The 24,280-nt window shown below is 70.6% G+C and carries 20 protein-coding genes and 1 pseudogene; 11 read left to right on the top strand and 10 right to left on the bottom strand.

Features of this window, described 5'->3' with window-relative positions; translation table 11 throughout:
- Positions 1 to 21 precede the first annotated feature (21 nt).
- Positions 22 to 735, bottom strand: a complete 714-nt coding sequence (locus ACFPOE_RS02870) for a response regulator (protein ID WP_376848481.1) — start codon at positions 733 to 735, stop codon at positions 22 to 24.
- Positions 736 to 822: 87 nt separating this feature from the next.
- On the opposite strand from ACFPOE_RS02870, the gene ACFPOE_RS02865 reads away from it, so the two are divergent.
- Positions 823 to 2,283 carry a class I adenylate-forming enzyme family protein gene (locus ACFPOE_RS02865; RefSeq protein WP_376848480.1) on the top strand — a complete coding sequence of 487 codons (1,461 nt, stop codon included), beginning with the start codon at positions 823 to 825 and terminating at the stop codon, positions 2,281 to 2,283.
- Between the two features lie 3 nt (positions 2,284 to 2,286).
- Here ACFPOE_RS02865 and ACFPOE_RS02860 read toward each other — a convergent pair whose 3' ends face one another.
- Positions 2,287 to 3,633, bottom strand: a complete 1,347-nt coding sequence (locus ACFPOE_RS02860; protein ID WP_376848479.1) for an AmpG family muropeptide MFS transporter — start codon at positions 3,631 to 3,633, stop codon at positions 2,287 to 2,289.
- Positions 3,634 to 3,737: 104 nt separating this feature from the next.
- Between ACFPOE_RS02860 and ACFPOE_RS02855 the strand changes: the two genes are divergently transcribed.
- Positions 3,738 to 4,580, top strand: coding sequence for a M48 family metallopeptidase (locus tag ACFPOE_RS02855; protein ID WP_376848478.1), 843 nt, complete (start codon positions 3,738 to 3,740; stop codon positions 4,578 to 4,580).
- Positions 4,581 to 4,583: 3 nt separating this feature from the next.
- On the opposite strand, the gene ACFPOE_RS02850 is transcribed toward ACFPOE_RS02855, so the two are convergent.
- Positions 4,584 to 5,480, bottom strand: coding sequence for a DMT family transporter (locus ACFPOE_RS02850; RefSeq protein ID WP_376848477.1), 897 nt, complete (start codon positions 5,478 to 5,480; stop codon positions 4,584 to 4,586).
- Positions 5,481 to 5,522: 42 nt separating this feature from the next.
- Here ACFPOE_RS02850 and pyrF point away from each other — a divergent pair, with 42 nt between their 5' ends.
- The gene (pyrF, locus tag ACFPOE_RS02845; protein ID WP_376848476.1) at positions 5,523 to 6,347 is read left to right on the top strand and encodes an orotidine-5'-phosphate decarboxylase; all 825 of its coding nucleotides are present in this window, start codon (positions 5,523 to 5,525) and stop codon (positions 6,345 to 6,347) included.
- A gap of 6 nt (positions 6,348 to 6,353) precedes the next feature.
- On the opposite strand, the gene ACFPOE_RS02840 is transcribed toward pyrF, so the two are convergent.
- The 5 genes from ACFPOE_RS02840 to uvrA form a co-directional block, all read right to left on the bottom strand.
- The gene (locus ACFPOE_RS02840) at positions 6,354 to 7,118 is read right to left on the bottom strand and encodes a hypothetical protein (protein WP_376848475.1); all 765 of its coding nucleotides are present in this window, start codon (positions 7,116 to 7,118) and stop codon (positions 6,354 to 6,356) included.
- 156 nt (positions 7,119 to 7,274) lie between these two features.
- On the bottom strand, positions 7,275 to 8,198 hold the full coding sequence (locus ACFPOE_RS02835; RefSeq protein WP_376848474.1) for an EamA family transporter: 924 nt from the start codon (positions 8,196 to 8,198) through the stop codon (positions 7,275 to 7,277).
- Positions 8,195 to 8,638 carry an acyl-CoA thioesterase gene (locus tag ACFPOE_RS02830; RefSeq protein WP_376848473.1) on the bottom strand — a complete coding sequence of 148 codons (444 nt, stop codon included), beginning with the start codon at positions 8,636 to 8,638 and terminating at the stop codon, positions 8,195 to 8,197. Before ACFPOE_RS02830 ends, ACFPOE_RS02835 begins: the two co-directional genes overlap by 4 nt.
- A 35-nt stretch (positions 8,639 to 8,673) precedes the next feature.
- Positions 8,674 to 9,417 carry a GNAT family N-acetyltransferase gene (locus tag ACFPOE_RS02825; protein ID WP_376848472.1) on the bottom strand — a complete coding sequence of 248 codons (744 nt, stop codon included), beginning with the start codon at positions 9,415 to 9,417 and terminating at the stop codon, positions 8,674 to 8,676.
- A 25-nt stretch (positions 9,418 to 9,442) separates the two neighbouring features.
- A complete protein-coding gene (gene uvrA, locus ACFPOE_RS02820; protein WP_376848471.1) occupies positions 9,443 to 12,550 on the bottom strand; it encodes an excinuclease ABC subunit UvrA in 3,108 nt (1,035 codons plus the stop codon).
- Between the two features lie 171 nt (positions 12,551 to 12,721).
- Between uvrA and ACFPOE_RS02815 the strand changes: the two genes are divergently transcribed.
- Both ACFPOE_RS02815 and ssb read left to right on the top strand, forming a co-directional pair.
- Entirely contained in the window at positions 12,722 to 13,930 is a 1,209-nt protein-coding gene (locus tag ACFPOE_RS02815; RefSeq protein ID WP_376848470.1) for an MFS transporter, read from the top strand.
- A 26-nt stretch (positions 13,931 to 13,956) separates the two neighbouring features.
- Complete coding sequence (gene ssb, locus ACFPOE_RS02810; RefSeq protein ID WP_376848469.1) at positions 13,957 to 14,457, top strand: single-stranded DNA-binding protein; 501 nt, start codon at positions 13,957 to 13,959, stop codon at positions 14,455 to 14,457.
- 157 nt (positions 14,458 to 14,614) lie between these two features.
- On the opposite strand, the gene mnmA is transcribed toward ssb, so the two are convergent.
- Positions 14,615 to 15,742, bottom strand: a complete 1,128-nt coding sequence (gene mnmA / locus ACFPOE_RS02805) for a tRNA 2-thiouridine(34) synthase MnmA (RefSeq protein WP_376848468.1) — start codon at positions 15,740 to 15,742, stop codon at positions 14,615 to 14,617.
- Between the two features lie 48 nt (positions 15,743 to 15,790).
- Here mnmA and ACFPOE_RS02800 point away from each other — a divergent pair, with 48 nt between their 5' ends.
- The 3 genes from ACFPOE_RS02800 (at position 15,791) to ACFPOE_RS02790 (ending at position 18,412) form a co-directional block, all read left to right on the top strand.
- Positions 15,791 to 16,864 carry a hypothetical protein gene (locus ACFPOE_RS02800; protein WP_376848467.1) on the top strand — a complete coding sequence of 358 codons (1,074 nt, stop codon included), beginning with the start codon at positions 15,791 to 15,793 and terminating at the stop codon, positions 16,862 to 16,864.
- Positions 16,865 to 16,866: 2 nt separating this feature from the next.
- Positions 16,867 to 17,799 carry a LysR family transcriptional regulator gene (locus ACFPOE_RS02795; protein ID WP_376848466.1) on the top strand — a complete coding sequence of 311 codons (933 nt, stop codon included), beginning with the start codon at positions 16,867 to 16,869 and terminating at the stop codon, positions 17,797 to 17,799.
- A 94-nt stretch (positions 17,800 to 17,893) separates the two neighbouring features.
- Positions 17,894 to 18,412, top strand: coding sequence for a GlcG/HbpS family heme-binding protein (locus ACFPOE_RS02790; protein ID WP_376848465.1), 519 nt, complete (start codon positions 17,894 to 17,896; stop codon positions 18,410 to 18,412).
- A gap of 86 nt (positions 18,413 to 18,498) precedes the next feature.
- Here the strand turns inward: ACFPOE_RS02790 and ACFPOE_RS02785 are convergent.
- A pseudogene (locus tag ACFPOE_RS02785) lies at positions 18,499 to 19,371 on the bottom strand (LysR substrate-binding domain-containing protein); the annotation flags it as partial.
- 138 nt (positions 19,372 to 19,509) lie between these two features.
- Between ACFPOE_RS02785 and ACFPOE_RS02780 the strand changes: the two are divergent.
- From ACFPOE_RS02780 to ACFPOE_RS02770, 3 genes are all read left to right on the top strand, one after another.
- The gene (locus ACFPOE_RS02780) at positions 19,510 to 20,778 is read left to right on the top strand and encodes an ABC transporter substrate-binding protein (RefSeq protein WP_376848464.1); all 1,269 of its coding nucleotides are present in this window, start codon (positions 19,510 to 19,512) and stop codon (positions 20,776 to 20,778) included.
- 84 nt (positions 20,779 to 20,862) lie between these two features.
- Positions 20,863 to 21,738 carry a branched-chain amino acid ABC transporter permease gene (locus ACFPOE_RS02775; protein ID WP_376848463.1) on the top strand — a complete coding sequence of 292 codons (876 nt, stop codon included), beginning with the start codon at positions 20,863 to 20,865 and terminating at the stop codon, positions 21,736 to 21,738.
- Positions 21,735 to 24,272 (top strand): branched-chain amino acid ABC transporter ATP-binding protein/permease, encoded by a 2,538-nt coding sequence (locus ACFPOE_RS02770; protein WP_376848462.1) that lies wholly within the window; start codon positions 21,735 to 21,737, stop codon positions 24,270 to 24,272. The genes ACFPOE_RS02775 and ACFPOE_RS02770 overlap by 4 nt, the downstream gene beginning before the upstream one ends.
- Positions 24,273 to 24,280: the final 8 nt, after the last annotated feature.

Raw genomic sequence — 24,280 nt, 5'->3', positions numbered from 1 at the left:
GACAAGCGTGGGGGCCATCTTTCAGTCCTGCTGCTTGGCGAACACGTAGCCGACGCCGCGCACGGTGAGGATCCGCTTGGGGTTCTTCGCGTCCACCTCGATGGCGGCGCGGATGCGGCCCATGTGGACGTCGATCGAGCGGTCGAAGGCCTCCAGCTCGCGGCCGCGCACCGCCTCCATGATCTGGTCGCGCGTGAGCACCCGGCCGGCGCGCTCGGCCAGCGCGATCAGCAGGTCGAACTGGTAGGAGGTGAGTTCGGCCGGCTGGCCCGCGACGGTGACGGTGCGCGCGTCGCGGTCGATCTCCAGCGAGCCGAAGCGCAGCAGCTTGGCGGCCGGGGCCGCGCCGTCGCTGCGCCGGCGCAGGATGGCGCGGATGCGCGCCAGCAGCTCGCGCGGCTCGAACGGCTTGGGCAGGTAGTCGTCGGCGCCCAGCTCGAGGCCGACGATGCGGTCCATCGGGTCGCCCTTGGCGGTGAGCATCAGCACCGGCACCTTGCCGACCTCGCCCGGCATCGCGCGCACCCGCCGGCACACTTCCAGGCCGTCCATGTCGGGCAGCATCAGGTCCAGGACCAGCAGGTCCACCGGCACGCCGCCCTGCGGGTCCTGCAGCAGCGCCATGCCGGCCTTCGCGTCCAGCGCGTGCGTGACGGTGAAGCCGGAGCGCTCGAGGTACTCGCCCACCATCTGCGCAAGGCGGGCGTCGTCTTCGATCATGAGGAGTTGCTGCATATCCGGATGGTAAGGGGCAATGCGGGAAAGCACCCATCTTCGGCAGCCGCCGGCAAGTGGGCTTGTCGCGGCGGTAAAGTTAGGTAAATGAACTTCTGGCAAGTGCCCGAGCAGCATGCCCACGCCCGGCCGGACGCACTGGCCTTGCGCTTCCAGGGCCAGGACATCAGCCATGCGCAGCTGGCCGCGCGCAGCGCGCGGGTGGCGGCGCTGCTGTGGCACGACTGGGGCGTGCGCACCGGCGAACGCGTCGCCTGGCTGGGGCTGAACCATCCCGGCCAGCTGGTGCTGCTGTTCGCGCTGGCGCGCATCGGCGCCATGCTGCTGCCGCTGAACGTGCGGCTGGCGCCCGCGGAATGGGAAGGGCAGCTGCGCGATTGCCGTCCCACGCATCTGGTGCACGGGCCCGAGTGGGCGGCGCAGGCGCAGCAGCTGGGCGCGCGCTGCGCGCTGGCGGTGCATCCGCTCGATGCGCTGGACCAGGAGACGGCCCATGCGGCGCCGCGGATCGGCGCGCCCGGCACGGATGCACTGCTGGTCTACACCTCTGGCACCACCGGCCAGCCACGCGCGGCCGTCCACACCCAGGCCAACCTGCTGGCCAACATGCGGATCGCCGCGCAGGTGCAGCAGATCACCGACGGCGACCTGGTGCTGACGGTGCTGCCGCTGTTCCACGTCGGCGGCCTGTGCATCCAGACCCTGCCGGCGCTGTACGCCGGCGCCGGCGTCAGCCTGCAGCCGCGCTTCAGTGCGGACGCCACGCTGGACGCGCTGGCGCAGCAGCGGCCCACGCTGACGCTGCAGGTGCCGGCCACGATGAAGGCGCTGGTGGACCATCCGCGCTGGCCGGAGGCCGACCTGTCCTGCCTGCGCGCGGTCTGGGCCGGCTCCAGCGTGCTGCCGGCACCGCTGGTGCAGGCCTTCCTCGACCGCGGCGTCGCCCTGTGCAACGTCTATGGATCCACCGAGACCGGCCCGTTCTCGATCGCGCTGCCGCCGGCCGCGGCGCGCAGCCATGCGGGCAGCTGCGGCTGGCCGGCGCCCGGCGTGGAGGCGATGCTGGCCGGCGTCCAGCAGGGCTGCGGCGAAGTGCTGCTGCGCGGCCCCAACGTGGTGGCGCGCTACTGGCCGGACCAGCCGGCCTGCGACGACGACGGCTGGTTCCACACCGGCGACCTCGCCACGCGCGCGGAGGACGGCAGCTACACGGTGATCGGCCGTTCCAAGGACCTGATCATTTCCGGCGGCGAGAACATCCATCCGCTGGAGGTCGAGGCCGCGGTGGCGCAGCATCCGGCGGTGGCCGAATGCGCCGCCTTCGGCCTGCCCGATCCGCGCTGGGGAGAAGCGGTTGCGGTGGCGATCGTGTTGCGCGCCGATGCGCAGCTCGCGCCCGGCGCGCTCGCGCAGCACCTGGACGGCCGGCTGGCCCGCTTCAAGTGCCCGCGCCGGGTGTTCTTCGTCGCGGCCCTGCCGAAGACGGCGCTGGGCAAGCTGCAGCGGCAGGCGCTCGCCAGCCTGGCCGGCGAGCCGGACCCGGCCTGAAGTTCAGGTCGCCGCCGGCACGCGGCTGCCGGCGCGTTGCATCCGGTACAGCAGCACCAGCAACAGCATCGGCGGGATGGCGGTGAGCCCGGTGGCGATGAAGGCCGTGGCGTACGCGCCCAGCAGGCCATAGGTGGGCGTGAGCGTTTCCACCGCGATGCCGGAGAAGCCCTTGAGGAACTTGCCCAGCAGCGCATAGGTGGACGACAGCATCGCGTACTGGGTGGCGGTGTAGCCCAGGCTGGTCAGGCTGGACATGTACGTCACCAGCGCCACGCCGGCGAAGGCCTGTGCGAAGGAGTCGGCCGTCATCACCGCGGCGAACAGCGAAGCGTCCGGGTGGGCGGTGAGCAGCGCGAAGGCGGCGGTGCCGAAGCCTTCCAGCACCAGCCCTGCGATCAGCGTGGGCAGCAGCCCGAGCCGCACCGCGCTGATGCCCGCCGCGGCGATGCCGGCGAAGGTGGCGACCAGCCCGAACGAGCCGCGCACCCAGGCCACGGTGTCCTTGGCGATGCCCAGGTCGTGATAGAACGGGTTGTACATCGGCCCCATCACGAAATCGGGCAGCCGGTACAGCGCCACCATCAGCAGCATCACCAGCCCGGCCTGCCTGTGCTTGGCGAAGAAATCGACGAAGGGGCCGATCACCGCATCGCCCAGGCCGCGCAGGGTCCACAGCGGCGGCTTGTGCTGCAGGGCGATGTCGGCCCGCACCGGCTCCGAGGCGCACAGCGTCGCCACCATGCACAGCGCGATCAGCACCGCCATGCCGACGTAGGAGAGCGGCCAGCCCACCCGGGCCGCCGCCGCGATGATGAGGGCGTCCGTGACCAGCAGGGCGCTGCGGTAGCCCACCTGCGCTGCCGACGTCATCAGCCCCACCTCGTCGGGGTCGTTGGCGGACTCGATGCGCCAGGCGTCGATCGCGATGTCCTGCGTGGCCGACGCGAACGCGGTGAGCAGGGCGAAGGCGCCGATGGCCGCCAGTCCGCCGGCCGTACCGACCGCGGCCATCCCCAGCAGGCCGACCGCCACCAGCAGCTGGCAAAGCAGCATCCAGCCGCGGCGCCGGCCCAGGCGCCCCAGCAGCGGCAGGTCCAGCCGGTCCACCAGCGGCGACCAGTACACCTTGAAGGCGTAGGCAAAGCCCACCCACGAGATGAAGCCGATGGCGACCAGGCTGGTGCCGTCGTCGCGCAGCCAGTAGCCGAAGGTATTGGCGGTGAGCAGGAACGGCAATCCCGAGGAGAAGCCCAGCGCCAGCATCACTGCCACCTTGGGCTGCCGCAGTTCGCGCAGGACCTCCATCGCCGATCGTTTGCGGCGGGCGGCCGGCGCGGCGGCGCTCATAGCGCAGCGCCCCACGACCGCTTGGGCTCTTGGCTGACAGGCAGGAGTTGATGCATGCCGGAATAATAAGTCGGATGTGTGGGCGCAGGCCCGTGGAGACGACGATGACCGATTCGATTGCCGCTGCGGCCGGCTTCTGGCGCGCCCTCGCGCTTGGCCTGGCGCTGGTGGCGTTGCCCGCCAGCGGCGCGTTCGCGAAGGCGCAGCCGGCCGAAGGCGTGGCCGTCGGCAAGGCGTCCAGGCTGTCGGCGCTGGTGCCGGCCGCCGAAGTCGAGAACGCTGCCGCGCAGCAATACCGCGACCTGCTGGCGCAGGCTGCGGACAAGCGCGCGCTGGCCCAGCCCGATCACCCGCAGCTGCAGCGCATCCGCGCGGTGGCGACGCGGCTGATCGCGCAGGCTCCGCAATGGAACCCGCGTGCCGCCCAGTGGAAGTGGGAGGTCAACCTGATCGGCTCCAACCAGGTCAATGCCTTCTGCATGCCGGGCGGCAAGATCGTGTTCTTCTCCGGCATCCTCGATCAACTCAAGCTCACCGACGACGAGGTGGCGATGGTGATGGGCCACGAGATGGCGCACGCGCTGCGCGAACATGCGCGCGAGCGCATGGCCAAGGGCGAACTCACCAATGTCGGCGCCAACGTGCTGGTGCAGGTGCTGGGGCTGGGCCAGGTCGGCCAGGCCATGACCGGCATCGGCGCGCAGCTGATGACGCTCAAGTTCAGCCGCTCCGACGAATCCGAGGCCGACCTGGTCGGCATGGAGATCGCGGCGCGCGCCGGCTACGACCCGCGCGCGGCGATCACGCTGTGGACCAAGATGAGCCAGGCCAGCAAGGGCTCGCCGCCGCAGTGGATCTCCACCCACCCGTCGAGCGCGACGCGGATCGCCGAACTGCAGCGCAACCTGCCGCGCGTGATGCCGCTGTACGAGCGGGCCAAGCACTGACGCTCAGGCCGGCACTGCGCGGCGCTGGCGCGCCGGCCACAGCACCGATGCGATCGCCACCATCATCAGCAGCACCGCGGTGTAGTCCTGCCAGTGCAGCACCTCGTGCAGCCAGAGCGCGCCGCTGAACACGCCCAGCACCGGGATCAGCATCACCGACAGCGTCGAGGCCAGCGGCGGCAGCGAGCGTGCCAGGAAGAACCAGGCCGGCTGCGCATAGCCGAAGATCATCACGCCGTTGAACAAGATCGCCCAGCCGGTCGGCGCCGGTGGCAGCCTCCACTGCGCCCGCTCGAAGGTGACCGCCAGCACGCTCATCACCACCGTGGTGATCGCCGTCATCCAGAACGACAGCGTCAGCGTCGCGACCTCCATCCTGCTGCGGCGCAGCAGCTGGGTGCCCAGCGCCCATGCGGCGGCGGCGAACAATGCCAGCAGCACGAACACCGGCCGGCCGGCCAGCGCGGTGAGTTCGTGCCAGAGCAGCAGGCCGACGCCGACCGCGGCGGCGCCCACGCCCATCCAGCCGCGGGCCGACAGCCGCGCCGAAAACAGCCAGGCGCCGATCAGCGCCGAGAACACCGGCATGGTGTAGCCCAGGATGGCGGCGCGGCCGCTGGACAGGTTCTTCAGCGCCAGGATGATGCAGACGTGCCAGACCAGCATGTTGGTCGCGGTGAGCACCAGCAGCTGCGGCCAGTGCCGCCGCGCGATGCGAAAGGGCAGCTTCAGCGCGATCAGCACGGCGCCCAGCAGCGGCAGCCCGATCAGCATCGACAGGGTGCGGAAGGTCAGCGGCGGGAAGCCGGTGACCCCCAGTTTCATCACCGGCCAGTTCAGGCCCCAGATGAGCGTGAGCAGCACCAGGGTGAGCAGCTGGCGAGGAGTGAGCTTGTACATGCGGCGATTGTCGCCGTGCGTGCATCCTTACAATCCCAGTCCATGACCTTCCTCGACCGCCTGCGCAGCGCCGGCCGCAGCAATGGCTCGATGCTCTGCATCGGCCTGGACCCGGAGCCGTCGCGCTTTCCCGGTGCGCTCAAGGGCGACGCCGGCCGCATCTACGATTTCTGCGCGCGCATCGTGGACGCCACCGCGGACCTGGTGATCGCGTTCAAGCCGCAGATCGCCTACTTCGCCTCGCATCGCGCCGAAGACCAGCTGGAACGGCTGATGGAGCACATGCGGCGCAACGCGCCCCAGGTGCCGGTGATCCTGGACGCCAAGCGCGGCGACATCGGCTCCACCGCGCAGCAGTACGCGCGCGAGGCCTTCGAACGCTACGGCGCCGACGCGGTGACGCTGTCGCCGTTCATGGGCTTCGATTCGGTGCAGCCCTATCTGAAGTTCCACGACAAGGGCGCCTTCCTGCTGTGCCGCACGTCCAACCCGGGCGGCGACGACCTGCAGAACCAGCGGCTGGCCTCGGTGGACGGACAGCCGCTCTTGTACGAGCATGTGGCGCGGCTGGCGCAGGGGCCGTGGAACCTCAACGGCCAGCTCGGGCTGGTGGTGGGGGCGACCTATCCGGCCGAGATCGAGCGGGTGCGCCGGGTGGCGCCGACGCTGCCCCTGCTGATTCCCGGGGTCGGGGCCCAGGGCGGCGACGCGGTCGCCACCGTGAAGGCAGGATGGCGCGCCGATGCGCCGATCGTGGTCAATTCCTCTCGCTCCATCCTCTATGCGTCGGGCGGCGACGACTTCGCCGAAGCGGCCCGGCGCGAGGCGCTGCGCACCCGCGACCTGCTCGAAGCCGCCAAGCCCTGAGCGGCTTCAGCGCTTGATCTGCATCGGCATCGGGATGGTCGGGTCGACGGGCCGGAAGGCCGGCTGGCGCAGCGGCGTCGGCCGCGGGTGGTCGCCATGGTCCTGCAGGTCGGCCGGCCGGGTGTGCGATTCGCGCTCGCGCTGCAGGTAGCGCTGGCGCCGGCGTTCCAGGTGCTGCGCCCCCGCGATGTCGCGCAGCAGCTCGGCATAGACCTCGGCCAGCGTCGGCGAATCCGGCCGCATCGTCTGCACCTTGAAGTCGGGCACCAGCACCAGCTCGTGGGCCTCGGCGTCCAGCTCGATGCAGCACGGGCTGCCCATGCTCCGCTCGATCGCCTTGTGCGCGCGGTCGCGGCCGCAGGCGGGCATCAGCACGCTGAACACGGTTGCATCGGTGCGGATCACCACCCCCCTGCTGCCGGCCATCGCCTGCAGCTTGAACACCACCTGCGTCGTCACCTCGCGGGCGATCGCCGCGCCGAACACGCTTTCCAGTTCCGGCAGGTCGTTCAGGTCGAACACCGCCAGGCTGAGCGGCTCGCCCGCGCTGCGCGCGCGCGCCAGCAGCTTGTCGCCGGCGCTGAGCATCGCCTGCTTGTGCTGCTCCCAGTTCTTGCCCTTCACCGGGATCGGTGCCCGAGCGTGTGGTTCGCGGCCCATGCCGAGCCAGCCGGCGAGGGCCGCCAGCAGCCTGGGCTGTGGCCTGCGGGCGCGCCGAATGGACGCCGGAGCGCGGGTGTTGACGAAGGAAGAGTTGAAAACGCTGCTCATGGGAGGTGCTCTCCGCCCGGCGGACAACGACCGGGCATGGAGCGATCAGACCATGCGTTTACATTTTGAAGTTAGGCTAAACACTCTGTAACGGTAAGGCGCCTGCTTAAGCGAAATGGTCGAGCCGCTGACGCAGGCGCGACGCGGCTGGCACTCTCAGCTCGACGCCACCGGCTTGGCAAAGCGCGGGCCCAGCAGCACGCAGGCCAGCGCCGCCACCACCAGCACGATCCCGCCCCATTGCCATGGCGACACCGATTCGCCCAGCACCAGCATGCCGGCCGTGAGGCCGACCACCGGCACGCCCAGGCTGAACGGGGCGACGCGGTTGGCCGGATGGCGCTTGAGCAGGCCGGTCCACATGCCGTACGCCGCGACGGTTGCGATCCAGCCCAGGAAGGCCACCGCCAGCCAGCTGCTCCAGGGCGCCGCGGTCCAGCGCCAGCGGCTGGGCACGGGATCCAGCCAGAGCGACAGCAGCACGAAGGGAACGATCGGCACCACGCTGGACCAGATCACGAAGGCCAGCGGATCGAAGCCGGCACTGGCCTGCTGCGCCTTGCGCGCGACGATGTTCGATGCCGCCCACATGGCGGCGGAACACAGGTTCAGCACGAAGCCCAGCGCGGTGGTTGCCCGGCTCGCGCCCGGCCCCACGTAGTTCATCGCGAAGCAGGCCAGGCCCAGCGCGGCCAGCACCAGGCCGGCCTGCAGCGGCCGGCTGGCCCGCTCGCGCAGCAGCACGAAACCGAACAGCGCGGTGAAGAACACCTGGGTCTGCATCAGCACCGAGGCCAGCGACGCCGTCATGCCGACCTGCAGCGCCCAGAACAGGAACCCGAACTGGCCGACGCCCTGGAACAGGCCGTACAGCAGCACCCACTTCCAGTGCAGCCGCGGCGGTCGCACCAGCAGCACCAGCGGCAGCGCCGCCACCACGTAGCGGGCGGCCCCGAGCTGGAACGGCGTGAAGTCGCGCAGCCCGAACTTCATTGCCACGAAGTTGACGCCCCAGATGACGACGATCAGCAGCGCGGCGGCCAGCTCGCGTCCCGACAGGCCGGCGGGGGCGGCGTTCAATGGCGGTGGGCTCGCGAGGCCTCGATCTGCGCACGCACCCGGCTGGCCAGCGCCACCTCGCCCGGCGTTTCCGGATTCCAGCTGTCCACCGGCACCGGCTTGCCGTCGTCGTCGAGCGCGACGAACACGATCACGCATTCGGTGGTCGTTTCCATCGCGCCGGTCCGGATGTCGCCGCTGCTCACCTCCACCGAGATGTTCATGCTGCTGTTGCCGGTGAAGGCCAGCCGGGCCTGGACCTCCACCAGTTCGCCGATCCGGATCGGGCGGAGGAAGCGGATGCCGTCGACATAGACCGTGACGCAGTAGCGCTTGGCCCAGGCGGTGGCGCAGGCGTAGCCGGCCTCGTCGATCCACTTCATGACGGTGCCGCCATGGACCTTGCCGCCGAAGTTGACGGTGTCGGGCTGGGCCAGGAAGCGCAGGGTGATGGAGGACATGGTGGTTCCCGACGGCGACAGCCCGGAATGCGGGATTATTGCCCGAGCCGCCAGTACGAGTAGCGCCACGCCGGCGCAAAACCGGCACGCCGGTAGAGCGATCTGGCCGCCGCGTTCTCGGCGGCGACCTGCAGGAACACCTTCCGGTAGCCGCGGTCGGTGGCCGCGCCGGCCAGCGTGGCCAGCACCCGGCCGGCCAGCCCGCGGCCGCGCCTGTCCTGCGCGGTGCGCATCCCGTGCACGCTGGCCCACCCGTGGCTGAAGGCAGCCGCGCCCGCCGCCGCCGGCCGCCCGTCTTCCCGCACGAGGGCGAACAGCGAGCCGGCGGCCTGCCCCAGCTTGCTCACGCGGCTGGCGCCGTCGACCGGGTCGAAGCCGGGCCCCAGGAAGATCGAGGCCCAGTCCGGTCCGGGCGTGGCCAGCAGTTCGGCCGGATCGCCATCGGACACCGCCCGCACGCTCGCCACGTCGGCCGTGTGCACCTCGGTCAGCGTGTGCTCGCGGTAGCCGCGGGCCGCCAGCGCCGAGCGGAACGGCTCGAAGGCCGCCAGCACCGGCACGCGCAGGTCCACTGGCAGGTTCCGCTGCGCGTAGGCCGCCTCGATCTGCGGCAGCACCGCCACCGCCGGCGGCGCGTGGGACAGGGGCACGGCGCTGCGGGCGCGGCCCACGGTGCCGTCGTCGAAGGGCAGCACCCAGCCCGCAATCTCGGTTTGCGCCTGCGGCGACACCGCCTGCACGGTGGCGCGTTCGATCGTTTCGATGTCGGTGGAATCCATCGCCGGATTCTGGCGCAAGTCGCGGCTACAGCAGCCGCTGCAGGTACTTGCCGGTGTGGCTGGCGGGATTGGCCGCGAGGTCCTCCGGGGTGCCGACGCCCACCACCTGGCCGCCGCCGGCGCCGCCCTCGGGCCCCATGTCGATCAGCCAGTCGGCGGTCTTGATCACGTCCAGGTTGTGCTCGATCACCACGATGGTGTTGCCGGCGTCGCGCAGCTGGTGCAGCACCTTCAGCAGCAGGTCGATGTCGGCGAAATGCAGGCCGGTGGTCGGCTCGTCCAGGATGTAGAGCGTGCGGCCGGTGTCGCGCTTGGACAGTTCCAGCGCCAGCTTGACCCGCTGCGCCTCGCCGCCCGACAGCGTGGTCGCCGCCTGCCCAAGCTTGATGTAGCTCAGGCCCACGTCCAGCAGCGTCTGCAGCTTGCGGGCGATGGTCGGCACGGCCTTGAGGAACTCGAACGCGTCCTCCACCGTCATGTCCAGGACCTGCGCGATGTTGCGGCCCTTCCACTGCACTTCCAGCGTCTCGCGGTTGTAGCGCTGGCCCTTGCAGACGTCGCACGGCACGTAGACGTCGGGCAGGAAGTGCATCTCCACCTTCACCACGCCGTCGCCCTGGCAGGCCTCGCAGCGGCCGCCGGCGACGTTGAAGCTGAAGCGGCCCGGCCCGTAGCCGCGCTCGCGCGCCATCGGCACTTCGGCCATCAGCTCGCGGATCGGCGTGAACAGGCCGGTGTAGGTGGCCGGGTTGCTGCGCGGCGTGCGGCCGATCGGCGACTGGTCGACGTTGATCACCTTGTCGAAGTGCTCGATGCCTTCGATCGCTTCGTGCTCCGCCGGCTCCTCGTGGGCGCGGTACAGCGTGCGGGCGACGGCGGCGTAGAGCGTGTCGTTGACCAGCGTCGACTTGCCGGAACCGGAAACGCCCGTCACGCAGGTGAGCAGGCCGACCGGGAACGCCACGCTGACGTCCTTGAGGTTGTTGCCGGTGGCGCCGAGCACGCGGATCTCCTGCAGCTCGCCCTGCGTGGCCAGGTGCTCGGCCTCGCGCGCCGCGCGCCGCTTGGCGGCATCGCTGGGCGCAAAGCGCGAGCCCGGCTTCGGCGCGTAGGCCGGCTTGTGCACCACCGGCAGCCAGGCCGTGCGGCGCTGCGGCACCGCGATCGACCTGGCGCCCGACAGGTACTGGCCGGTGAGCGATTGCGGCGTCGCTTTCACTTCCTCGAAGGTGCCCTGCGCCATCACCCGGCCGCCATGGATGCCGGCGCCCGGCCCCATGTCGATCACGTGGTCGGCGGCGCGGATCATGTCCTCGTCGTGTTCCACCACGATCACGCTGTTGCCGATGTCGCGCAGGTGGCGCAGGGTGGCGATCAGCCGGTCGTTGTCGCGCTGGTGCAGGCCGATGCTGGGTTCGTCCAGCACGTACATCACGCCGGTCAGGCCGGAGCCGATCTGGGATGCCAGCCGGATCCGCTGCGCTTCCCCGCCCGACAGCGTCTCGGCGCTGCGGTCCAGGCTCAGGTAATTGAGGCCGACGTCGTTGAGGAAGCGCAGCCGCAGACCGATCTCGCGGATCACCTTGTCGGCGATCTCGGCCTTGGAGCCGTGCAGCTTCAGGCCGTTGAAGTACTCATAGCACTCGCGCAGCGTCAGGTGGCTGACCTCGTAGATGGCACGGGCCTGGGCGCCTTCCCCGAGCTTGACGTGGCGCGCCTCGCTGCGCAGCCGCGTGCCGTTGCAGTCGCGGCAGGCCTGCATGCTGCGGTAGCGCGAGAGCTCCTCGCGCACCGCCACCGAATCGGTCTCGCGGAAGCGCCGCTCCATGTTCGGCAGGATGCCCTCGAACGGGTGCTTCTTGCTCACCTTGCGCCCGGACGAGGCGCCCGATTCCATGGTGTAGCTGAAGCGCACCTCCTCTTCGCCGGTGCCGCGCAGGATGGCTTCCTGCACCGGCGCCGGCAGGTCCTCGAACGGCGCGTCGACGTCGAACTTGTAGTGCTTGCCCAGGCTTTCCAGCAGGCTGAAGTAGTAGGCGTTGCGCCGGTCCCAGCCCTTGATCGCGCCGCTGGCCAGGCTGAGCGTCGGGAAGGCCACGACCCGCGCCGGGTCGAAGAACTCCATGTGGCCCAGGCCGTCGCAGGTGGGGCAGGCGCCCACCGGCGAGTTGAAGGAGAACAGCCTCGGCTCGAGTTCGCTGATCGAATAGTTGCAGATCGGGCAGGCGAACTTGGCGTTGAACAGGTGCTGCGCGCCGCCGTCCATCTCCAGCGCGATGGCGCGGCCGTCGGCCAGCCGCAGCGCCGCCTCGAAGCTTTCGGCCAGGCGCTGTTTGAGGTTGTCGAAGTCCGTTCGGGCTGAGCTTGTCGAAGCCGTGGTATCCCGATCGTCCTGAGCTTGTCGAAGGGCAGGCTCAGGGCGAACGGGTGGACGGCGAACCTTCACGCGGTCGATCACCACGTCGATGTCGTGCTTCTCGGTCTTCTTCAGCTTGGGCAGTTCGTCGAACTCGAAGGCCTGGCCGTTGACGCGGAAGCGCACGTAGCCGCGGGCCTGCATCTCGGCGAAGACGTCGTGGAACTCGCCCTTGCGGTCGCGCGCCACCGGCGCCAGGATCATCAGCTTGGTGTCCTCCGGCAGCGCCAGCACCGCGTCCACCATCTGCGACACGGTCTGCGACTGCAGCGGCACGTCGTGGGTGGGGCAGTAGGGCGTGCCGGCCCGCGCATACAGCAGCCGCAGGTAGTCGTGGATCTCGGTGACGGTGCCGACGGTGGAGCGCGGGTTGTGGCTGGTGGCCTTCTGCTCGATCGAGATCGCCGGCGACAGGCCCTCGATCAGGTCCACATCCGGCTTGTCCATCAGCTGCAGGAACTGGCGGGCATAGGTCGAGAGGCTCTCGACGTAGCGGCGCTGGCCCTCCGCGTACAGCGTGTCGAAGGCCAGCGATGACTTGCCCGAGCCCGACAGCCCGGTGATCACCACCAGCTGGTTGCGCGGGATGTCGAGGTCGACGTTCTTGAGGTTGTGGGTGCGCGCGCCGCGAATCGCGATGCGGCGCTGGACTGCCGCGGCGAGATAGGCGCCGTCGCCGCGTTCATCGAGGAATTTGCCGTCTGCGGAAGAGTTCAACGAGGCTGCTCTGGGGGAAACCCGACATGATAGACCGGCATGCCGGACCCGGCGCAAGGGCGCGGCCGATACAGGACAATGGGGGCCGGGCCGGGTTTTTCAATCCGGCAGGCACGATTGCTGCTGTTTTTTCCTGTGAACCCAAATCCCCGACCCACCGCCTCCGCCCGCATGACGGCCACCGAGCGCCGCGCCAGCAGCTCGCTGGCCGCGGTCTTCGCCGCCCGCATGCTGGGCCTGTTCCTGGTGCTGCCGGTGTTCGCGCTGGAGGCGGCGCGCTATCCCGGCGGCGACGACCCGGCCCGGATCGGGCTGGCGATGGGCATCTACGGCCTGACGCAGGGCGTGCTGCAGATCCCGTTCGGCATCGCCTCGGACCGCTTCGGGCGCAAGCGGACCATCATCATCGGCTTGCTGGTGTTCGCCGCCGGCAGCTTCCTGGCGGCGGCAGCCGACAGCCTGGGCGGGCTGATCATGGGGCGTGCGCTGCAGGGCGCGGGGGCGGTGTCCGCCGCCGTGACGGCGCTGCTGGCCGACCAGACCCGCGACGAGATGCGCACCAAGGCGATGGCCATGGTCGGGGCCAGCATCGGCCTGATGTTCGCGCTGTCGCTGGTGGCGGCGCCGCTGCTGGTGGCGCACATCGGCCTGTCGGGCCTGTTTGCCGTCACCGGCGCGCTGGCGCTGGCCTGCATCGCGGTGGTCCTGTGGTGGACGCCGCCCGAGCCGCTGCAGCACAAGAACGTGCCGCGCGGCCGGATCAGGGAGGTGCTGAGCCACTCCGGCCTGCTGCGGCTGGACATCGGCGTGTTCATCCTGCACGCGGTGCAGCTGGCGATGTGGGTGGCGATCCCGGCGCTGCTGGTGCAGGCGGGCCTGCCGCGCGAGGTCCACTGGCATGTCTACCTGCCGGCGGTGCTGGCGTCGTTCCTGGTGATGGGCTTCACGCTGTTTCCGCTGGAGCGGCGCGGCTACCTGCGGGCGGTGTTCCTGGCAGCGGTCGGCCTGGTGGGCCTGGTGCAGGTCGGCCTGCTGCTGGTGGCGCGCCAGCCGAGCGTGGCGGCACTGGCGGCGCTGCTGTTCCTGTTCTTCTGCGGCTTCAACGTGCTGGAAGCCAGCCAGCCCAGCATGGCCTCGCGGATCGCGCCGCCGCACGCGCGGGGCGCGGCCCTGGGCGTGTACAACACCCTCCAGTCTGTGGGCTTCTTTGCCGGCGGCGCGGTCGGCGGCTGGCTGGCCAAGCACGTTGGACCGGCAGGGCTGTTCGCGGTCTGCGCCGGCTTGATGCTGCTGTGGCTGGTGGTGGCGTGGCCGATGCGGGCGCCGCGGGCGCTGAAGTCGGCCGACGAGGCGCTGGCCAGCGAGGCCCAGGCGACATAATCCATCCATATCAGGAGAACCCTCCCATGGCATCCGTCAACAAAGTCATCCTCGTCGGCAACTGCGGCCGCGACCCCGAGATCCGCTACCTGCCTTCGGGCGCCGCCGTGGCCAACGTCACGCTGGCCACCTCCAGCAAGCGCAAGGACAAGACCAGCGGCGAGACCATCGAGGACACGCAGTGGCACCGCATCACCTTCTATGACCGGCTGGCCGAGATCGCCGGCGAATACGTCAAGAAGGGCCGTCCGATCTACGTCGAGGGCCGGCTGAAGTACGGCAAGTACACCGGCCAGGACGGCGTCGAGAAGAACACGGTGGACATCATCGCCACCGAACTGCAGCTGCTCGGCGGCCGCGAAGGCATGGGCGGCCCGTCCGGCGGCGACGAAGACGGCGGCGGCGCGCCGCGCCGCGCGCCGGCGCCGCAGCAGCAGCGGGCCCCGGCCCCGGCGGCCCAGCGTCCGGCGCCCGCGCAGAAACCGTCGTCGGGCTTCGACGACATGGACGACGACATCCCCTTCTGAGCCAGGCGCGGCCTGCCAGCCGCGCCATCGCAGGGCCGACTTCGATGCCTGCAAGTCGATCGTCACCACCGGCGGCAGCGGCAACGGCAATGGCGGCAAATACATTCTCAAGCCGGTGCTGACGCTCGCCCGCCGCACCTCGTGAGCCCGGGCGTGGTCAGCCCCTGGCGCTGATCACGCCGCCGCCCAGGCAGACCTCGCCGTCATACAGCACGGCGGACTGGCCGGGCGTCACCGCCCATTGCGGCGCGGCGAAATCCAGGTGGAATTCACCGTTGGCCGCGGCCGGCAGGGTACAGGGCGCGTCCGATTGCCGGTACCGCGTCTTGGCCGCATAGCTGCCGGCGGCCGGCGCGTGGCCCGCCACCCAGCTCGCGTCGTCCGCATCCAGCGCCAGGGACTGCAGCCAGGGATGCCCGTGGCCCTGCACCACGTACAGCGTGTTCTTTTCCATGTCCTTGCGCGCCACGAACCACGGCGCGTGGGCGCCGCCGCCGCGCTGCGCGCCCTTGTCCTTCACGCCGCCGATGCCCAGCCCCTGGCGCTGGCCCAGCGTGTAGAAGCTCAGGCCCTGGTGCTGGCCCAGCGTGCGGCCGCGCTCGTCCTTGATCGGGCCGGGCTCGCGCGAGATGTAGCGGTTGAGGAATTCGCGGAACGGCCGCTCGCCGATGAAGCAGATGCCGGTCGAGTCCTTCTTCTTCGCGTTCGGCAGGCGCAGCTCCTGCGCGATCCGCCGCACCTCGGTCTTGCGCAGCTCGCCGACCGGGAACAGCGTCTTGGACAGCTGGGCCTGGTTCAGCCGGTGCAGGAAGTAGCTCTGGTCCTTGGTCTCGTCCAGGCCCTTGAGCAGCTCGAAGCGCCCCGCTTGGCCGGCGCTTGCCGTGTGCCGCTCGCGCACCCGCGCGTAGTGGCCGGTGGCGATCTTCTCCGCGCCCAGCCGCATCGCGTGGTCCAGGAAGGCCTTGAACTTGATCTCGGCGTTGCACAGCACGTCGGGGTTGGGCGTGCGGCCGGACTGGTATTCGCGCAGGAATTCGGCGAACACCCGCTCCTTGTAGTCGGCGGCGAAGTTGACGTGCTCGATCTCGATGCCCAGCACGTCGGCGACCGCGGCGGCATCGACGAAGTCGACGTTCGACGAGCAGTATTCGCTGTCGTCGTCGTCCTCCCAGTTCTTCATGAAGATGCCGATCACTTCATGGCCCTGGGCCTTGAGCAGGTGCGCCGTCACCGCGGAATCGACGCCGCCGCTCAAACCAACAACCACCCGGGTCTTCGCATTCATTTATGCGATTATCCCAAGGCCATGCTCCTGCGGCCCAGCCCACTCCAGTTGCCCCCACAGCGCCGTTCCCCGGGCGCGATGGTGACGGTGGGCGCGCTGCACGTGGCGCTGCTCTGGCTGATCGCGCAGCACGTGCCGGTGGAGCGCGCCGTGCGCTATGTGGTCTACCAGTACGCGCAGCCGATCAGCCCGCGCAATGCAAGCAGCAGCCGCGCCATCACCTCGCCGTCCAACCTGTCGCTGCGCTCCAGCGAGGCGATGGCGGTGTTCGGCAACCGGGTCGAGCCCAGCGTGCCGCTGCGCGCCACCACGCAGCTGCCCGACACGCTGCAGGCCCGCAAACCGCGGCCGGCGCCCAAGGCGCGCCAGGCCGTGACGGAGACCGAGCCGGAGCCGACGCCGGCGCCGCCGGTCCCGGTGCCGATGCCCGTGACACCGCCGCCCGAGCCGCCGCCCACGCCGGCGCCGGTGCCACCGGAACCCGTGCCGGTGCCGGCGCCGGAGCCATTGCCCGCTCCCGTTCCTGCTCCGGTCCCGGCGCCGGTGCCCGCACCCGCGCCTGTCCCCGCGCCCGAGCCTGCACCTGCACCTGCACCTGCACCTGCGCCGGCTCCCGCGCCGGCTCCCGCGCCGGCACCGCCTGCGCCGCCGGCACCAGTGCCAACCCCGCCTGCGCCGCCGGCGCCGGCCCCGGCTCCGGCCCCGGCTCCGGCGCCACCTGCCCCGGCGCCGGTGCAGCGGCTGCAACTGCCGCCGGTCGATGTGGCGGTGCCGGCCGGTTCGCCGGCCGCCGCGGGCGCGACCACCATCCTGGTCGCGCCGCCGGCGCCCCCGGTGCCGCCCGCACCGCGCCCGCCGCCGCTGATCCTGCCGGCGCCGGCGCCTGTCATTCCGCCGCATCCCGGGCCGTTCCGCCTCCAGCAGCCGCGCAGCCTGGCCGACATGGCCAACGAGCAGCTGCGGCGCGGCGCCAAGCCGCGCGTCGACCCGATGGCCGAGGGCATGGGCGACGCGTCGGTGGACGACTGCATGCACGCGCCGGACAAGCCCGGGATGCTCGGCGGCCTGCTCGCTGCCCCAGGCCTGGCGGCGCGCGCCCTGTCCGACCGCTGCGCCAAATAGCGATGGAACTGCGCCAGCTCCGCTACTTCGTGCGCGTGGTCGAACTGGGCAGCATCAGCCGCGCCGCGCTCGACCTGCAGCTGGTGCAGTCGGCCCTCAGCCAGCAGATCAGCCGGCTGGAAGGCGAGCTGTCGACCCGGCTGCTGCAGCGCACCAGCAAGGGCGTGACGCCCACCGAGGCCGGGCTGGCTTTCTTTCGCGAGGCGCAGCTGGCGCTGCGCCATTCCGAGCAGGCGGTGCGGGCGGCGCAGCAGTCGCGGCTGTCCGGCAGCGTCAGCGTCGGCCTGGCGCCGACCACGGCGTCGGTGCTGGGGCTGGCCTTGATGCGGGCCATGCGCGAGCGCTATCCGGACGTGCGGCTGCACATGGTGGAAGGCCTGTCCGGCCACCTGTCGGCCATGCTCAACGCCCGCCAGCTCGATCTGGCGGTGCTGTTCGACACCAACCCGGCGCGGCGCTGGAGCGTGATGCCGCTGCTGGAGGAAAAACTGTTCTTCATCCGCGCCCGCGCGGGCCTCCCGGCCGGCGCCCCGGCCCGGCTGCGGATGGCGCGGCTCAAGGGCGTGCCGCTGATCCTGCCGACCGGCGCGCACGGACTGCGCAGCACGCTGGACGCGCTGTTCGCCCGGATCCGGCTGCAGCCCACGGTGGTCGCCGAGATCGATTCGCTGCCGATGCTGATGGAGGCGGTGGAGGCGGGCCTGGGCTGCACGCTGCAGCCGTGGGCGGCGGTGGCGCGCTTTCCCGATGCGGAGCAGCGCTTCCACCTGGCCGAGATCGGCGACGCCCAGGCGCGACGGGCCAATGCGCTGTGCAGCCTGTCGGACGACGAACTGTCGCCGGCCGGGCTTGCCGCCCGCGTGGTGCTGGCCGATTGCGCGCGCGCCCTGGTGCGCTCGGGCCGCTGGGTCGGGGCGGCGCTGCCGGACGCCTGAGCCATCACGGCCGCCGATGGCCCCATGCGCGCGAGTGCAGGCGACGCCGCCGCCGGCGCAGACTACATTGCGCTCCTCAACCGAGGAGACTCCCATGAAGTTCAAGTTCCATGCCCGCGCGATCGCCGTGGCCGGCCTGCTGCTGGCCGGTGCCGCCGGGGCCCAGCAGCCCAACCCGCTGGACGCCGTGCCCGAAAAGATGCCGTTCGACGTCCCCTATGGCGCGCCGATCGGGCTGGAGCGCGCCGACGCCGTGCTGGCGGCGGCAGTGGGCGAGGCCCGCGGCCGCGGCTGGAAGATGGTCTGCGCGGTGGTGGACTCGGGCGCCAGCCTGGTGTCCTTCAAGCGCATGGACGGCGCCCAGCTGGCCTCGGTGGAGATCGCCCAGCACAAGGCGCGCGCGGCCGCCAAGTACCGGCGCGAGACCAAGGCCTTCGAGGGCGGCGTGCAGGGCGGGCTGAACTACCTGCTGACCCTGGACGACCTGATCGCCTCGCGCGGCGGCATCCCGCTGGTGGAGGCCGGCCGGATCATCGGCGCCATCGGCTGCTCGGGCGGCACCGGCTCGCAGGACGAGGTGGTGGCCCGCACCGGCGCCGCCGGCGTGAAGTAGGAGGGCGTGCGCTGCTCCCTGGGGTGGAGCAGCTCCACGCCCTGCCAGCTGCCGGACTGCACCAGCTGGTGCACCGTGTCGCGCAGCTCGGCGCGCACCGCCGCCGCCGCCGGCGACAGCCGCTCCGGCACCACCGAATACAGGTAGTTGGGCCGCGTCATGCTCGCATCCGAGAACGCCAGCGTGCGCCAGCCCTGGCGCATCTGGCCCTCCAGCAGGGCCGCGGCCATCGGCTTGATGGTGGCGCCCATGCCGCCGCGAACGCAGGCCATCAGCAGCGACAGCGAATCGATCTCCGCCACCACCCGCGCCGCCAGGTTGCGCTGCTCGAATTCGGCCGTGATGCGGCGCCGCAGGCCATGGATGCCGGTCGGCAGGATCAGCGGCAGCTGCGCCGTCTCCGCCACGCTCAGCTTGACGCGGCGCGGCGCGACCAGCTCGCTCTCCTGCGGCAGCATGACGAACAGTTCCTCCGTCACCAGCGGCTCGGACGGCAGGTCGGGGATGGCGTCGCGGCTGAACAGGATGCACAGGTCCAGCTGCCCCAGCTGCATCATCTGCGCCAGGTGGCCGCTCATGCCCTCCACCACGTTCAGCACGATGCCCGGGTATTTCTCGCGGATGCGGCGCACGAAGGGCACGCCGACCGCGCACACGGTGGTGGCCGCCAGCCCCACCGACACCATGCCGTGCACCGTGCCCGGCTCCTGGCGCGCGATCGAGATGGCCTGATCGAGCTGGCGCAGCATGAAGCGCGCATGGTGGTGCAGCGCGGTGCCGTTCTCGGTCGGCGTCACGCCCTTGGAGCTGCGCACCAGCAGCGGCTTGCCGACCTCGGCTTCCAGCCGGGCCAGCTGCTGGCTGAGGGCCGGCTGCGCGATGTACAGCACCCGCGAGGCCTTGGCCAGGCTGCCGCTCTCGATGATCTGCACGAAGTACCTGAGCTGCCTGAGATCCATGTCGACGCTCCGCAAAAGGGGATGGCGCGAGCATATAAGAAATTCCGATAGCCCATCTCGGAAATCGGTATTTTCGCTTTGACGGCGTCGTTCCTATCATGCGTCTCGCATTGCGATAACACCACGAGGAGACACGACATGGGCAATCAAGTGCATGAGAGCAAGGGGCTGGCGCTCACGGGCCGCCGCAACCTGATCAAGGGCGGCGCGGCGCTGGCCGGCAGTGCGGCGCTGGGCTTCTCCTCGCTGGCCTTCGGCCAGGGCGAGAAGATCAAGATCGGCCACCTGACGCCGCTCACCGGCTTTCTCGGCGCCCTGGGCGAATACGCGGTGATGGGCATCAAGATGGCGGCCGAGGAGATCAATGCCGCCGGCGGCGTGATGGGCCGCCAGCTGGACGTGATGAGCGAGGACTCGGTCAACCCGCAGGTGGCGGCGTCCAAGGCCCAGCGCATGATCGAGCGCGACGGCGTCGCGGTGCTGATGGGCGAGATCAACTCCGCATCGGCGCTGACGATCTCCCAGGTCGCGGCCCGCAACAGGAAGCTGTTCCTGAGCATCGGCGCGCGCTCCGATGCGCTGCGCGGCAAGGACTGCAACCGCTACACCTTCCACGTCGACATCCCGGTCACGGTGATGGTCAACGCCGTCGGCCAGGCGCTGGTGCGCGACAACATGGTCAAGGGCAAGAAGATCTACAGCCTGACGGCCGACTACCTGTTCGGCCACGACCTGGCCAAGGCCGCCAAGAACTTCTTCGGCGCCAACGGCGGCAACCTGATCGGCGACGAGCTGGTGCCCACCGACGTCACCGACTTCAGCCCCTACCTGCTGAAGATCCGCCAGGCCAAGCCCGACCTGGTCTCCACCAACCTGGCCGGCAACCAGGTCACCAACTTCGTCAAGCAGTACGCCGAATTCGGCCTGCCGTACCCGGTGGTGGGCTTCAACCTGAACACCGCCGACGCCTGGGCCGCGGGCGAGGGCAACCTGGGCGGCATCTGGCCGACGGTGTGGCACCACGACCTGAACACGCCGGCCTCCAAGACCTTCGTGGCCAACTTCGTCAAGAAGTACGGCAAGGTGCCGGAGAACCACGCGTGGATCGAATACGTGTCGCTCAAGATCCTGGCGCAGGCCATGAGCGCCACCAAGTCGACCGACACCGACAAGCTGATCGCCTACTTCGAGTCGGAGGCGCAGTTCGACATCCTGAAGGCGCGCAAGGCCTACTTCCGCTCCTGGGACCACCAGCTGATGCAGGAGGCGTATCCGTTCACGGTCAAGGCCAAGGGCCAGGCCAAGGACAAGTACGACTTCCTGAAGTTCGGCGAGGCCGTGCCGGCCGCCAACCAGCCGCTGGAACTGCTGGCGCCGACCCGGGCCGAGAGCACCTGCAAGATGTAATGCGCGGCTGACGCGCAACTGCGCGCGGCCGCCGCCAGGCGGTCGCCGCGCGAGCCCGCGCGGGCCGGCCGGACCGACTTCCCTATGCAAATCGTTTTCCTGCTCGAGCAGGTCGTCAACGGCCTGGTGCTCGGTGGCTACTACCTGCTGCTGGCGCTGGGCCTGTCGCTGATCTTCAGCGTCGGCGGCGTCGTCAACCTGGCGCACGGCGCGTTCTACGCCATCGGCGCCTACCTGGCGCTGGAGATCGGCTCGCGCCTGGGCTTCGGCGCCGGCGTGGTGCTGTCGCCGATCGCCGTCGGCCTGCTGGGCATCCTGTTCGAGCGCTTCCTGCTGCGCCGCTTCTACACCGCCGACCCGATCCTGAGCCTGCTGGTCACCTTCGGCCTGGCGATGGTGGCCGAGCAGCTGCTGCGGATGATCTGGGGCGCCGCTCCCCTGTCGTCGTCGATGCCGGCCGGCTTCAAGGGCAGCGCGATGCTCGGCGACTTCATGTTCTCGCGCTACCGGCTGTTCCTGCTGGCGGTGGTGGCGGCGGTGCTGGGCGGGCTCTGGCTGCTGCTGCACAAGACCTCGTTCGGCCGGGTGGTGCGCGCCGGCGTGCAGCGGCCGGACATGGTGGCGGTGCTGGGGATCAACCTGCAGCCCTACATGACGGCGATCGTGGTGCTGGGCGTGGCCACCGCCGCCCTGGGCGGCGCGCTGTTCGGGCCGATCACCATCGTGCACCCGGCGATGGGCACCGAGATCATGACCGTCGCCTTCGTGGTGGTGGTGATCGGCGGCCTCGGCAGCTTCTGGGGCGTGGTGGTCGCCGCGCTGCTGGTCGGCGTGGTGCGCGGCGTCACCATCCATTTCGCGCCCGCCGCCGGCGAGGCTTCCATGTACGTGCTGATGTTCCTGGTGCTGATGTTCCGTCCGCGCGGGTTGCTCGGCGAGCGGATTGAACGGTTCGAATGAGCATGCTTTTCCCCGGCAAGAATTCCCGCCCCCTTTGGATCGGCGCCGCGGCGCTGGTGGCACTGCCGTTCGCGCTGCAGGCGATCGGGCTGACCTACGACAACGCCACCGTGGTGGTGATCCTGGCGCTGGCCGCCATGGGGCTGAACCTGCTGGTGGGCACCACCGGCCTGGTGTCGTTCGGCCACAGCGCCTGGTTCGGCATCGGCGGCTATGCGGCGGCGCTGGCGCAGCTGCACTGGTTCAAGGGCCAGATCGTGCTGCCGCTGCTGTTCTCGCTGGCCTTCACGGCCACGCTGGCCCTGGCCGTCGGCTTCCTGATCCTGCGCCGGCGCGGCGTCTACTTCTCGCTGCTGACGCTGGCGCTGTGCGCGCTGACCTTCGCCATGGCATTCCGCTGGACCGCGCTGACCGGCGGCGAGGGCGGCCTGGGCGGCATCGAGCGCGGCGGGCTGGCGGTGCTGAACCTGGACGGCCACGCCAACTTCTACGCGCTGGTCGCGGTGGTGGCGTTCTTCGTGCTGTGGGGACTGCTGCGGGTGACGCGCTCGCCCTTCGGCCACGTGCTGGTGGCGATCCGCGAGAACGAGCAGCGCGCCGGCTTCCAGGGCTACGACACCGTCCGCTACAAGCTCGCGGCCTTCGTGCTCTCGACCACCGTCACCGGGCTGGCCGGGGCGCTGCTGGTGTTCCTGCACCGGCTGGCGGCGGCGGAGTCGACCACCGTGGCCTTCTCGGGCGAGATGCTGGCGATGGTGGTGATCGGCGGCATGCGCAGCTTCCTGGGCCCGGCGCTCGGCGCGCTGTTCTACCTGCTGTTTCGCGAGCTGTTCTCGATCTACACCGGCAACTGGCTGCTGTGGTTCGGCCTGATCTTCGTGGGCTTCGTCATCTATTCGCCCACCGGCCTGACCGGCATCTGGGGCCGGCTCAAGCGCCGCTGGCGGCCGCCGGCGGAAACCGGCGCCGCCATGAGCGGGCGCAAGATCTACGAGGGGCTGGCCCTGCCGGGCTTCCTGCGGCCGCCGCCACGCCAGGGCGCGCTGCTGGAAGTGCAGGACGTCGAGATGCGCTTCGGCGGCATCAAGGCCGTCAGCGGCGCCCGCCTGACGCTGGAAGCCGGCCAGGTGCACGCGCTGATCGGCCCGAACGGCGCGGGAAAGACCACGACGTTCAACCTGATCTCGGGCATGTTCGCGCCCAGCCGCGGCAGCGTGCGGCTGGCCGGCGAGGCCATCCACGGCCTGTCGCCGCAGCAGATCTGCCAGCGCGGCCTGGCCCGCTCGTTCCAGATCACCAACCTGTTCAAGGGCCTGCCGATCTACGAGAACCTGCGGCTGTCGCTGCAGGCGCGCCATCCCGGCCGCTTCAACGTCTGGCGCGACATCGACAGCTATCCGCAGGTGCATGCCGAAACCACGGAGCTGATGAAGTTCCTGGGCCTGCACGGCATCGAGCAGACGCTGGGCGGCGACCTGTCGTACGGCGGCCAGCGGCTGGTGGACCTGGGCATCGCGCTGGGTTCCAAGCCGCAGGTGCTGCTGATGGACGAGCCGCTGGCCGGCCTGGCGGCGGCGGAACGCGAGCGCGTCTCCAACCTGGTCAGGACCGTCGCCAGCAGCATTCCGGTGCTGATCGTGGAGCACGACATCGACCGGGTGCTGGGCTTCTCGCAGCGCGTCACGGTGATGAACCAGGGCGAGGTGCTGATGTGCGGCACGCCCGACCAGGTCCGCAACGACCCGCGGGTGCAGGAGGTGTACACCGGCAGCGGCACGCCGCCGGTCACCGGCCGGGTGGCCGGCGACGCCCGCGAGCGGCCGCAGGTGCTGCGCTTCGAGGGCGTCAACGCCTTCTACGGCAAGAGCCACATCCTCAACGACGCCACCCTGGACGTGCGCGAGGGCGAGATCGTCGCCCTGCTGGGGCGCAACGGCGCCGGCAAGTCGACGCTGCTCAAGGCGCTGTGCGGGCTGCTGCCGCCGGCCTCGGGCCGGATCGAATTCGAGGGCCGCGACATCGCCGGCCTCGCGGCGCCGGCCATCGCGCGGCTGGGCATCGGCTACGTGCCGCAGGGCCGCGGCCTGTTCGCCGGCATGACGGTGGCCGAGAACCTGGCGCTGGGCCGGCTGGCCCGCGCCACCGACGGCAGCCACGGCATGGTGTGGAGCGAAGAGAAGATCTACGAATATTTCCCGCGGCTCAAGGAGCGCCGCAACGTGGCGGCCGACTACCTGTCGGGCGGCGAGCAGCAGATGGTGGCGGTGGCGCGCGCGCTCTCGGGCAACGTCAAGCTGCTGCTGCTGGACGAGCCCTTCGAAGGCCTGGCGCCGACGGTGGTGCAGGAGCTGTTCACCGTGTTCGACCGGCTGCGCGGCGAGGTATCGATGGTGATCGTCGAGCACAACCTGGACCTGGTGCTGGCGCTGGCCGACCGCGTGTTCGCGCTGGAGCGCGGCGCCGTCTTCCACACCGGGCCGGCCCAGCCGCTGCTGGACAACCTCGATTACCGCAAGCAGATCCTGTGGCTGTGAGCCGCGCC

The organism is Caenimonas terrae, assembly GCF_042655405.1.
Taxonomy (GTDB): Bacteria; Pseudomonadota; Gammaproteobacteria; order Burkholderiales; family Burkholderiaceae_C; genus Ramlibacter; species Ramlibacter terrae_A.
Note: the sequence above shows the minus strand (reverse complement) of the source record. Positions and strands in the feature narration are given on the sequence as shown.